This window comes from Paenibacillus luteus, from assembly GCF_006542765.1.
Classification (GTDB): Bacteria; Bacillota; Bacilli; order Paenibacillales; family Paenibacillaceae; genus Pristimantibacillus; species Pristimantibacillus luteus.
In genome coordinates, this window is sequence record NZ_SKCD01000022.1 from 391475 (window position 1) to 405398 (window position 13924).

A 13924-nucleotide genomic window follows, 5' to 3' on the forward strand; every position below is an offset into this window, starting at 1 on the left:
ATCATTTGACTGTTACTGATTAATCCTTCTAAATTCTTTGTCAATTCATTTGCAAGCTACATGGGAAAATCCACAATACTAATCCGTTTGTCTCCGTTCATAACTTAACTTGCATAACCGAGATGAGGCCAATTGCTCCTCTATTCTTGTACGAATGAGAAACCGAAACTCGGCTATATCTATCCGTCTATGCTGCTCACAGCATAGACGGATAGGGCAATGCCGTTTACTGGCACGAATTAATCCTACATTATTTATTGAAGCAGTTTAGAAGCCACATGCGACAGATCGGTGATATCAATTCGGTTGTCGCCGTTCATGTCCGCAAGCTTGGCTGCCGACCAATCCGCGCTTGTTGCATTCTTGCCATAATGGTATGCCACGATCGCCAAATCGCCTACGTTAACGCTTCCGTCATTATTCAGATCCGAGGATGCTTCCTTAATAACCTTCGCTTTGAACGTATTGATCTCTACAATCAACTCAGCTGCGGCACTATTCACCTGAGGCTGCGTAGCGCTTGCATTGTCCTTCACCGTTTTGGCTGCTGCAATGGCCGAGCCGAGCGCCTCTTTGGCCGCTTGCGGATATTGACCAGGAAGCGTGCCGACAACTGCGGCTTTGAACAGGGCTTCAGCTTCGGCAATGGCTGATATCAGCGCCGCTTTATCGATGATCACTTCAATGATGCCGATGGCAATCGTTTTGCTGCTCGTCAAAGCCTGAACGACGGTCCCTTCCGGAGGAATACCCAGCTGAGCGTCGGCAACGGTTATTAAACCAGACGTATTCTGTACGCCAGCCTTCACCTTGAAGTTCATACGAAGTGCAGGCGTGCTCACACCGGAGAGGCCTCCAATGTTGACGGCCAAGAGCCTGACTTTGCCTAGCACCGCTTTGTCCTCTGTCACGATTTTAATATTGTCACTCGCGCCTTCCGCGTTCACGAATTCAAATAGGTTCGCATCATAATCTAAGGTGATATCCTGTGCATAAACGATTTGTTCCAAATGATTTAGATTCAAAGCAACCGTAAAGCTGCTGCCAGGCTTGACGAGGCTGTCTGCCGTTAGCTCCGTCGAAGGCGCTTGGGGCTCTGCCGGAGGCCATACCGGTTCGGCAGTTGAAGTGCTCGTCGTCAAATAGATCCGATCAATAATCAAACCGTCTTCCCTTCCCCATAGAATCAGCTCATGCACACCGGCTGTGACTGCTATAGCCGATCCGCCGGGCACGGCAGTACCTCCGTTGCTGAGATTAACCCATTTGAATTGACTTCCGCTCACGCCCTGAATGCCATTAGAAGTGAATTTATATTGATTATCCAATCCGACGTGAATAGAGTCCGAATTGAAATCGACGCTCTTGGCAAGCACCCATAACTGGTAATTGCCAGAAGTTTTGAAGTCGATCTTATAGCTTAGTTTAGATCCTGTAGCAAGCGTAGCCGCGTCCGTTCCCGACATGCTAAAGCCCGTGTCTGGCCCGAACAGCATCGCTTTTGTGGACTGGCCATCCGCCAGCGACCAAGTATGTCCGCTGATAACGCCGGTTACGTATGCGTTCTCCGTATTTTCCGCAGCCGTTTCCGCCTCGATCGCTACGATGGAAGGCCGATTTACCGTTACGCTGATATGGGCAGTTACAGCATCGCCAAATGCTCCCTTGAAGCTGACGACAACGTCGGTTGTACCTCCTTCTTTCGCCGTTATCTTCCCGTTAGCCACTTCCGCGACACTAGGATTTGGATTCGTATAAACCGCGGTTTTTGTTACGTCCTCTGTATGCCCGTCTATGTATTCCGCCGTAACCTTGAAAGCTGCGGTTTGGCCGGAATCCAGCGCTATCGTCGCATTATCGATTTTAATTTCCTTCACAGTTAGCTCGCTGTTCAAGTCCTTGACCAACACATGAAGCACATCCGATTTTCCGCCATAGCTAACATTAATGCTTGTCGAGCCATACCCTACGCCGGTTACTGCTCTGTCTCCAATGCTGACAATACCGCTCTGACTCGGCTCAGCGACAGCCTGTTCCGTTACGTCTTCGCTTGTTCCATCACGATAAACAGCCGTAACCTTCAGGGCTGCTTTATTCGTACCAGAGACGATATCAAGCTTATATCTGTCAATTGACGCATGAATGGCGGCAAGCTCGCGTGTCTCGCTCTTTTGCTCGAATTGCCAATAGTCGGCCTTGAACAGTTTGCCGGGAGCTCCTCTATATATTAAATAGAGATCATGTACGCCTGATGCACCGACAATGCTTGTCGTCTTCGTCTGCCAACTGTTCTCTCCTCCCGTGCTCGATACGGACAGCTCCCCGACTACTGGGCCACTCGCGCTGTCGAGGCGAAGCTCGATTTTCCCGCCTCCTGTGGCGCTTGCGACATTAGCCGTGAACGTACCCGCGCCTACAGTTCCGAAGTCGACTTGGGAAATAGCGGTCCAATCCCCATCGTCAATATTGCCGACGGCCAGATTAATGCTCGCTGCCAAAGGTCCAGGCTCGCTTGTTTTCTCGGTCGCAATGCCACCGTTCCAGCTAAACGTTTCTGCTTCAACCTTTGTATAGGGATTAAACGCTTTCAATTGTGGTATGCCTTTATAATCGCCCGTTATATTTTGGATCACACCGCTCTCATCGAAACTCAATTTATTAATGTGCGCATTGCGGTAACCGTGAGCCTGGCCTCCCATTTCCGGCATTGTACCACTCTCCGCCATCGCCTTCGCGAGCGTTTGCGCATGATAGACGATGTATGACTCGCCCTTGAAATCGAAGATCGCATGGTGGTTATTGCCACCGACGCCGAAGAACGTCGCAGGATTAGGCAGTATCGTCTTGACGTAGGTGAATGGGCCTAGAGGGTTGTCACTTACCATATAAGCAATGGTTCCCGTCGGATGATCCGGCCGATTGCCACTGGAGAAGTTTGTACAATAGGAGTAATAATATTTTCCGTTGTATTTATTAATACCTGAATCCTCAAACAGCCACGGCGGATTAATCGGCTTCGCCGTTCCTCCGCTTGCAGACAGATCCAAGCTGATCATATCCGCCCCAAGCTTCGCGACACGCGCCGTTCCGGGATCGGACTCCTTGCCCGCCGGAACGCCTCCGCCGAAATAGATGTATCCGCTTCCGTCATCGTCCACCAGAACCGCAGGATCGAACAGCCACGTAACGTCGCTTGCTCCCGGCGTGTTGCGGTTAATTAAAGCTTTTCCAAGCGGATCCGTGAACGGGCCAATCGGGCTGTCTGCCGTAAGCACGCCGATGCCGTTAGCGCTGTCCGCGAAATACAAGAAAAACTTCTCTTTCCCGTCGATTGTTTTATGTGCCGCTGCTGGCGCCCATGAGTTGTTGGCCCACTTGGCCGCGCCTTGCGACCCTGCTGCCGGTATCTCCCCATGGTCAGTCCAGTTCACCATGTCGTCCGACGAAACGACCGTAATCTTATTAATTAAGCTATACGTGTTATCCCTTACCGATCCATCGGCATTATACTGAAGAATATCGTTAGTCATGTAAATATAAATGCGGCCGTCATATTCCATCGCATAGGGATCCGCGCCAAACTTGTGCGAGAACAGCGGGTTGCCGTTGCCCGGCGTCTTTCCAATCGCCGGGGCAAGTGCTGCGTCGGCCGCCTGCACCTTCGCTCCCACCGGAATTAACATGATAATAAGCGCGGCCACCATCGTCATCGTCAGCCATTTCTTCCATTTCTTCTTCATTCAAACTCTCCACCTTTCTCAATTTCCTGTCCCAGTAGCCAACCTCGCTATTGGGACAGGACCGTCCGAATGCAATGTTATGCGCTTACTTCAGAATTTTGGAAGCCACATAGGACAGATCTGTGATATCGATCTTGCTGTCTGTATTCATGTCCGCAAGCTTGGCTGCTGCCCAATCCGCGCTCGTGGAGTTTTTACCGTAATGGTAAGCTACGATGGCAAGGTCTCCTACATTAATGCTGCCATCGGTATTGAGATCTGCAGACGATTCTTGTATCACAGCGGCTTTAAAGACCATAACCGCGCCGTTCAGTGCCGTGACGGCATCGTCGACCTGTTGCTGCGTCGCGCTTCCGTTACCCGCGATGGCTTGAGCTGCGTTAATGGCTTGACTAAGCGCATCTTTGGCCGCTTGCGGATATTGACCCGCTTGATTGCCGACGGCAGCATCGTCATACAGCGTTTGAGCTGCTAAGATCGCCGCGTTCAGAGCCGTTTTATCGATGACGACCTCGACGTTGCCTACCGCGATGCTCTTTGTGCTAAGCCCCGCTTGAATAACGGTGCCATCTGGCCCCGCGCCTAGCTTGGCTTCGGAAACAGCAATGGTTCCGGTCGTATTCCACACGCCTGCCTTTACCTTGAAGTTCACCTTCAATATCGGCGTGCTCGCTCCGGTTACTCCCCCAATGTGGGCAGCGACAAGTCTCACTTTGCCTTCGACAGATTTGTCTTCCGCGACAAGTTGAATGTTGTCGTTTACACCTGCCGCACCAACGTATTCGAATACGTTGGCATCGTACGTTAAGGTAATGTCCTGGGCATGGACCGCTTGCGTAACGTTGTTAAGGTTAACGTCTACCGCAAAGCTGCTGCCTGGTTTAACGCTATCTTCCGCTAATAAAGCCGCGGTTGGAGTCGCCGGCTCAGCCGGAGGCCAGACCGGATCGGTCGTTGCGTTGCTTGTAGTGAGGTAGACTCGGTCGATGATCAGACCATCTTCCCTTCCCCAGAAGTTCAGCTCATTGACGCCGGCGGTCAAATTGAGCGTTGTTCCTCCTGGCACAGTCGTACCGCCATTACTCAGATTCACCCATCTGAATTGACTGTTGCTGATGCCTTGAATCCCGTTGGATGTAAATCGATATTGGTTATCGATTCCGACATGAACGGAATCCGAGTTGAAATCGACGCTTTTGGCAAGAATCCACACATGGTAGGCGCCCGATGCCGGGATGTTGACCTTATAACCAAGCTTGGAGCCTGCTGCAAGCGAAGCTGCATCCGTGCCTGACCTCGCGAGGCCCGTATCAGGACCGAATAACATCGCCTTTGTCGATTGTCCGTCCACTAGCGACCAGGTATGGCCTTCAATAACGCCGGATACATAGGCATGATCCGTATGATTCGCAGCCGTCTCTGCTTCAATGGCCACAAAGGACGGCGTATCAAACTGAATGCTATACACCGATGTCTGCAAGCCTTCCCTGCTCACAGAAATTTTAGCTGTACCCGGTACCGCCGTTGCCTGCTCAATGGATAGGATCGCGCCGGGATCGTTCGCGGTCGCAGTCACTTGTGGCGGAGCCGATCCAGATGGAACATCCAGCGCGTAGGTATATCGGCTTGGGCTGAACCCGTTCAGCGCAGCGCCATTTACCTGCAGCGACTTCAAATTCGTATCGAAATTCGATCCTGCCAGCTTGTCGTCGATCCGGTAATAGTCAAAATCAACGTAGCCTCCTGTCGTTTTGGTAGCATAATTGAACAAGGCGAATCGATATCCCATGAAATGCGGGAGCGTGTAGGACATTTGCAGCGTATTACCGATTGCCGCCCATCTTTCCCCATCCAGACTGTAGTAGAAGTAACCTTTGTCCGTTCTATTCTTGAAGTCCAGCTCCGTACGGAGATAGACGGTGTCTTGATTCAGCGGAACACTAGCGACCTCCACAGCAGAGGTTGAATTTCCGTTTACCATGACTACCGATTTAGCCGTACCGGACATTTTGATGCCGACAAACCCGTAATTTTGCTGAAATGAGCCAATACCGGCATAATCCCCGTCTTTCATATGGCTAACATCAATCGCAATCGTTCCCGAGCTTTCCGGTCCGAACGTTCTTTGCGTCAACGTATTTCTAGCATTATGGATGCTTGTGCTTGTGCTTCCCGTTGTCAGCCGCAGATAACCCGTACGCTCGGTAAGTGACCAGTACCGGTTGTCTGGGTTATGGTTCCACTGCCAGACCAATCCGAGATTGGAACCGTTGTGGTCATTCTCTCCGCTGACCACTTCCGTATGATAGGCGGCTGACTTCTCGGCTCTTTGATCAAAGTTATCCGAGGATACCCAAGCCTTCGAGAGCTCTGCTGCAATACCCGTATCGTTGACATCCCCGAATACAGGCCATCCATCTGCGCTCCAAGTCACCGGTATGATGTAAGGGATACGACCGACCGAACCGAAATCCTGAAACAGCATGCCATACCATTTGCCATCAGACGATTGAACGATGCCGCCTTGGGCGACACCGGCGCCACTTGCGCTGCTGCCCGATCGAAGTGCAACCTTCCCTTCATATTGGCCATCGATTGCGTCGGATTTGTGCACCAATTGCGTTCGAATCCCGCCTGAAGGCCAGGAAATATGAAAAATATAATATTTGCCGTCAATCTTATAAATGTGCGAGCCTTCCGCGCCAAGCCCACCGCTTCCTGCGGGAGCGCTTGCATTTTGAATAATGACTTTATTCATGCCGCCCGCTTTGACAGCCGTAGCATCGGAAGTCAGCTCAATAATTCGAATCGTTCCGTTGCCGTAAACCATGTATACCCGTCCGTCATCATCGAACAGCAGGGACATGTCATGGTAGACGCCACCCGCAAGCTCGTATTTCTCCCACGGACCTTTCTCAATGTCAGACGTTTGAAAAATAAACGTTTTGCCGATATCGTTGGAGGCAAATGCCACGTAAAACTTGCCATTATGGTATCGAATGCTGCTCGCCCACGATCCTTGCCCGTAAAGGCTTTGACCGTTTGAAAGCGTTTGCTTATCTGTTGCTGCGAGAACATCGTATAAGTAATTGACGATTTCCCAATTGACGAGATCCTTAGACTTCATAACGGGAACGCCGGGATTCATATGCATGGTCGTGCTCGTCATATAATAGGTGTCGTTGACGCGGATGACCGAAACATCAGGCACATCTGCCCAGATGATCGGATTCTTGGCAGTGGTATCCGCAGCTAGCACGGGCGTGTTCGGCAGAAGAGTCACTAGCAAAGTAAATACCAAAGCGAATGCTGCCCACTTTTTTAACCTCATTTCAATGCCTCCCGTTTTGGTTCAATCTGGTATTCAATGCGACAATAGTCGAACGACCTAATGATACATTTTGTATCCCTCGATATATGGATAGCTGCTTAATCCTAATTCTAAGCTGCTTACATGAAAACATCCCCTCCTTTTCTGTCTTCTAATTAAATGCCTATGTTCCGATTTCGCTTGCCTTAATCATTCCACTCCTCCCTTCACCGTCCCGTATTGTTTTCTAATTATAACGAGACTGCCTGCAAATCACGATGTAATTTCTTTTTCTAAAAGTGAACTTTTTAGCGATTCTTCTCCAGCTTGTAAATTCAGTGAATCCATTCTCCGGAAATGAAGCTCTAACCCCGTTCATATCCCATGGTACGAGCGCATAATACAACAAACCCAGCATTATGCCGGTACTGGGTTGTTCCTTTGTTCCCATTAACCGCTGAAAACTCTCCACTAAGATGCTGCTGCAAAACTGCTTGATATCGCGCCTCTCTCGTCCTTTGCTCGCGAAAGAGGGAAGCTTCGCAGCTTCCCTCTCATCGTTCTACTATGCTTTTTCATTCCTCAGAGTCGTTGTCCTGATAGGTGTATATTCTAAAGATAACGACGGCTGCCTGCGCTCTTGTTGCCGTGCCGCCAACATGAATAGACTCGCCATCTCCCTTAATGATGCCTTCTCTGATCAAGGCTGCTATGCTGTCTTTGGCATAACCGGAAATGTCGGCTGCATCTTTAAAGCCGCTCAATTCATCCTCGCTGCCGTTCATTGTCAAACGTCCTGCCGCCGTCATCGCTCTTGCGGCAATTACCATCATATCCTGTCTTGAGATCTCGCCATCTGGATTGAAGCGGCTGGCGTCAACGCCGGTTATAATACCCAGTTTCTTCGCAATGGCCAGCGCTTCGTAGTAATAGGCGGTTTCGTTGACATCTGAGAAGCTGGACTCAATGTCCGCTGTTAATCCAAGCGCCCTGACCAGCAACACAACAAAGTCCGCTCTCGTAATCTTCTTGTCGGGACTAAAGGTCGATTCAGACGTTCCTTTGATTACGCCGTTTGCATACAGCGTATTAATCGCTACGGACGCCCAGTCGTACTTGCTACCCACATCATGGAAGGCATGAGGCCCAAGTGTCGGCTTCGGCGATTGGGTTGGTGTTGGTGTTGGTGTTGGTGTTGGTGTTGGTGTTGGTGTTGGTGTTGGTGTTGGTGTTGGTGTCGGTGTCGGTGTTGGTGTCGGTGTCGCTGTTGTTGGCGATGTTGGTGTTGGTGTTGTTGGCGGAGGCGTAGTCGCACTTTGTGTTGTCACGCTCGCCCTTGGGCCGTCCGTACTCCAGTTGCCGGCCGCGTCACCTGCTTGTACGAAGAACGTATACGACGTATTCGACGCAAGTCCCGTAACTGGATGCGAGTGAACGTTCCCGTCTACTGTGGCTACCTCTGTAGTGCCATTAAAGATCTTATAAACCGTTACACCTGTGTTGTCCAATGCTTCCGACCAGGTTAAGGTGAGGCTGCTTGTTGACACGGAGACTGCCTCAAGTAGGCTTCCTTGTTTCCATGCCGGCGCTGCCGTATCCGCTTCCAATAACGTCGTCACGGTAACCGAAGGACCATTCCCGCTCCAATTGCCGCCTACGTCCCCTGCTTCTACTTTAAAAGCGTACTCTGTATTCGGTGTTAAGCCTGCTACATCATAAGTTAATACCGTGCCGGACACAGTCGCAATCGCCTCTGTGCCTTTAAAGATCTTATAGGCGGTAATCTCGGAATCATCCTCGGCCGGCGTCCACGTCAGCGTAAGGCCTGTGGCTCCAACATTGGATTGCGCAAGAACGCTTCCCTCCAGCCATGTCGGTGCTGTCGTATCGGCTGATGGCAATGTTGTGACAGATACCGTTGGACCGTCCGTGCTCCAATTGCCCGCTTCGTCTCCTGCTTCCACTTTGAATGCATACTTCGTCTCCGGCGCCAAGCCGATCAGCTTGTAGGAGGTGACCGTTCCTGCTACAATTGCCAGTTCCTCTGTCCCTTTGTAAATCTTGTACTTTGTTACGCTTTTGTCATCTTGTGCAGCGGACCATGTTAACGTGAGGCTTGTAGTCTCAACGTCAGACTCCACTAGTGTGCTTTCTTCTGACCATGTTGGCGGAGCTGTATCCGACAACGGAGACGTTACAACCGGTAGCGAAGGCCCATCCGTACTCCAGTTGTCTGCCAGGTCACCCGCTTCGACCTTGAACGTATATTCTGTTTCTGCAGTTAATCCGGTCACTTCATACGTGTTGATATCTCCACTGAGAGACGCGATTTCTTCTGCCCCCTTGTAGATTTTATAGCCGGTGATCTTGACATCATCCTCTGCTGGGGTCCATGTCAAGGTAAGGCCAGTGCTAGTGACATTGGAACTGGTAAGCACGCTGCCTTCTGCCCAAGTCGGCGAAGTTATGTCTGTGCCCTTGCCGTCTCCTATAATCGAAACCGAATTTACAGTTATGGACGAAGTGCCTTTCGTTATGGTAAGGGCAAACTTACCATCCTCATACGATATAACGACAGTAACGCCAAGCATTTCCAGAGCTTCGTCATGGTTGAGATATTCTTGTGCCAATTCCATAAGCAAAGCTGGCTGAGTTACACTTGTATCCGGTACTGTAATGGACAGGCCAATCTGGCCCGCGGCCTGCTCCACAGCCATTTGATCTGGACTTACAATTGCTGTACCATTCGATTTCAAAAGTGTCACATCGTTGTAGGTTACTTGCAAATCGGAGGAGCTTAAGTTACTTCCGTACAACAAAACCTTTGCGTCTCTGAAAAATTCAGGAGTGAACGTAGTCGGCACAGTAGCGCCAGGGCTGCCGCTCATAATGGTATAGCTCGAGCCGTTATTGGTAGAGAAATACCCCTGCACATTGTTGCCAGTCTTCACGATACGGAGGTAGTAGTTTGTACCGCTCAGACTCGTTTGTCCGGTCTGATTGCTGCTTGTTGTTGTGCCCGACAAACCCGTGCTAATTACTTTTATACTGTTGTCCAATCTTGTCGCGGCGATCCGGAAGAATTCGCCGGTGTCCGCTTTTCGAATACCGATACCTACTTGCGTAGCGTTCGTAAATAATGCATCGCTAAGAGCTTTATCCACAGAAAGCCTCGCAGTCAGAGTCCAGTCCCCTTCTGCAGATCCTGGCAACTGCAGCAGGTTGGAGCTATTGGGATAAGCCGCATCTTGCTTAACTGTGTTTAGAGTTGCGCTTCCCGATGGATTAAACGTTATCGCATTCTCAGTAGGATTGCCTACGCTCCAGCCGGAAGGAAGCCCTTCCGCAAAGTTAAATACTTGCATCGTTGAGAATGCTACCGTATACGTCTTGACCGCCTGTCCTTTGATAAAGCGTATAACGGCTGTGTCGCTAGCACTACTTGCTTGCGTAATGCTAACCCTCACAGTTGGATCATTGGAGGACGCCGTAACAACAGGCACGGTAGTACCATTGACTGTATACGTATAATCAAACTTATCCTGCGAAAAGTTTGCTGGTAGGCTTCCATCGACAAAAATATTGTAATTCGCTATCATTGGCGGGGTCAAAGACAGCAAATCAGCGTACATGATATTCGAATCCTTAGCATATACAGCCAGAACAGTCTTAGCCGTATTGGCAGGCTCGCTATAGACAAATGACTCCCCATCGCTTTCATGCCAGTCCGCAACCTTAACATGGACAGGCTGGAATGAACTCAAGCTAAGCGGTCCGCCTTTTAAAATCCGACCGACGAACTGTCCATTGCTGTTCCAGTACCCAGGATCACCGGCTTCACGCGCTTGATAGGGTTCGGGCATGTTGCGTCCGCTTATCGGAGTCAGGGCAAGCTGATGACCATCGCTATCGTAATAGACCAAGGCTACTTCCACATCGCCAGGATTCTCCGCCGCAACGTCATAACTTTCTGGACGATGCTTCATGGACATGAAGTATCCCTTGAAGTCATAGCTTTCACCAACCGTCAATTTGCCAGTAACGTCCTGCCAGATACCATCGTACTGATTAGCTGCATCCACTCGGTTTGTCAACTTTGCTGATCCAGCTACCCGCGACGTTGAATTGTTCTTCAGGTTACGAGAGAACCCTGTGTAACTTTGAATCGTATCGGCCGTAAACTCCGAACCCGTCACGGCTTGTCGGAACTCTCCGTTATCGTAACGTCCGGTGGACCAATTGTTCGTATTAGAAGCTGTTGCAGTATCGAAATCTCCATTGAGCAGCAAGTTGCCAGGAATGGATACTGTCGAGTTGTTAGCGGCAGTGCTCCAATCAGAATCATTTGCTCCGAATAAGAAACGATCAACTACAATTGAACTGCTGCCATTTGTTTCTGCTACGATATAGAAGTCTTTATGACCATAGGCGCTGAGGTCGCCCGTTGCGACCATATCCTGAAATTGGCCATATCCATTATTGGACGGCACCTCAATTCGGGCAACCTCTCTGCCAAATGTACGGATCTCGTTCGCGTCGTTAACCTCCGTCCCTACGGGTAGAACATACGCAACCAGATTCCCGCCTTTGGCCGCTTTCGCTTGTGCGGTAAGATAGAGTAAATGTCTTCGAACAACGCCCCCATTCGCAGATCCGTCTGCAAAATTGACATTGTTGTAGGTAAGATAGTTGTCATTTTTCAAAGCTACTGCTTCGCCTGCTCGCCCAGCATTGCCTGCTGTGTTACCTTGAACGCTATTATCGTTTCGTTCCGCTTCGAGCGTGGAGAATATATCTCGTTCGCCATCTAAGCTATTAAATGTCGCGTATGTACCTTCGGATGGTACGATCGTGACTATGCTGGCAGATGGGATGTTAATGACAAACTTACCGTTCACGACTGGAATCGTCGCCAGCTTCTGCTGGTTCTCGCTGCCGGAGGTGCGAAATACAGTAACGCTAGATGTGCCTACTGGGAACTGATTAAGCGTGAATTCTAGCGGCTGAATGCTATCGTCATTCTTGGCGTTTGAGACCGTAATGGAGAAATCTGTGTTGTTTCTGAAGCCTACGATATTAATGTCTTGCACTGGAGAGCGTGTTACATCAAAACGCTTGTCCCCCGGATTCATAAAACGGGAAAAATGGCCGTAACCGTAAAATCGTTTAAATATCCGATACTCGCCTGTTAATGTACTAATGCGCCCAGGCTCCTGTTGGGAGTTCGTCGTAGCGAAACGGATTAAATCAGACCCGTCGACGCCGTTGTTGTCCCACATGCTCCACCAAATAAAGCCGTTGAACCCTGGATTGCTGGTGAACATATTCGTCATCAGGTTAGACCAGCGCACAGCATCGTTGATGTTCTGATTACCGTATCGATTGGTATAGGCGCCTGCTGAACCGTCGCCGGTGTCTTGGTTCATGAACTCCGTCTGCCAGAGCTTATATTTGGTCAAATATTGAGGATACGTATTGCCCGCAGTCGTATAATCCATCGGAGTTTGGGAGAACCCTCCAGTATGATACAGCTTGTTCTCATCCGTACCGATTCCTACCGTCCCGTATAAGTGTGTAGAAAATACGTCAAGGTACGGATTTTTCATGGTAGCAGTTGCTTCATCCACTTGGGAGAACATCTGACCGCCTCTGCTTATGGAGGCGTTAAGGTTAGTTCCATCGACGGCAACCAGTTGAGGAATAAAATCAATGGCATCCCCTTCAGGATTCACGATGTCGTAGAGTGCTCCGCCCGGTTCGATAGATGCTTTCAAGGTCGGGCCGATATAATCATTAACCAATTCGGTGACATAAGCGGCGCTTCCACCAGCCAGATCCACTTCATTAAAAGGACCAACATGGGTAATAGGAATGCCCCACTGCTCCCACATGCCTTTCACATAGTACACTAGATAATCGGCAAAAGCTTGGTAGTATATCTTCACTTGCTTACCATCAATAATGGCCACGTCATTACGAATTATTTTGCTTGGTGCATTAGAAGCAGAGTTGCTCATCCAATAGGGCACTGTCCATACGCAACCGTAGAACTGATCGACGCCATACTGCTTCGCTTGGAGCATCGTCCACACCTGATCGAAATCAAACAATTCCTTGCGAGTTCGTGCTGTGTTTTTGATTATAACGGGATCTTCTCCTGGTGCGCTGAGAAGGTTTGTAGGACCACCAATGTCATTGGGAATGGGTTGATTCCATGAAGGATTTTCCCAGATGAAATCTTTCAAAGGTACCAATGTACCAGGTTCATGTGCAGGCTCGTTCGGCCAGAAACTATCGGTATTGCCATCATTGTAACGGTTCTCAGCTTCGATCTTATAGCCGAACTGACCGGCTGTTCCCCGCATTGGTATCGCGTTTCCTTCGATATCGAAGCCCGGATTCTTGACATCCGCAAGCAAAGAATTTATAGGGTTGAAACCCGGGCTTGCTGCCGTTCCACTAGCGGTAAGACCTCCATTATCCCCAATAATTACGCGCGCGATATCGTGGCCGGTCCCATTCTTTTCATCAAAGGTCATTTCGAGCAAACGTCTTACGGTATCTTGGTGTCCAGAAGTTGCGAGCTGCATCATATGAATGGAAGGCGTATAGGCATAAGCAGCGCCAACACCATCCATTTCTTGGTAGGTTGTATACCAATTGGCTGTTACTGGAGCTGCATCAACCGTTGCATGTACCGTATTGGAAAAGGAAGCAGGAGCAATGATGGATACCGCCAGAGCGTTCACCATTAAATATGCAAATACCTTTTTCCGAAATTTCTTAATCATATTATGTTTTCCTCCTCGTTCTGAATCTTCCTTCGCATTGTACGCGCTTTCATTTTTAGGGATTTTGTTAAACTTTTCCTTTG

The 13924-nt window shown here is 49.6% G+C and carries 3 protein-coding genes; all 3 read right to left on the reverse strand.

The features are described 5' to 3' along the window. Positions 1-254: 254 nt before the first annotated feature. Entirely contained in the window at positions 255-3740 is a 3486-nt protein-coding gene (locus E0496_RS18240; protein WP_141503180.1) for a carbohydrate-binding protein, read from the reverse strand. 85 nt (positions 3741-3825) lie between these two features. Continuing rightward, positions 3826-7071 (reverse strand): family 43 glycosylhydrolase, encoded by a 3246-nt coding sequence (locus E0496_RS18245; protein WP_141503181.1) that lies wholly within the window; start codon positions 7069-7071, stop codon positions 3826-3828. Between the two features lie 554 nt (positions 7072-7625). Continuing rightward, on the reverse strand, positions 7626-13841 hold the full coding sequence (locus E0496_RS18250) for a fibronectin type III domain-containing protein (protein ID WP_161601468.1): 6216 nt from the start codon (positions 13839-13841) through the stop codon (positions 7626-7628). Positions 13842-13924 lie beyond the last annotated feature (83 nt).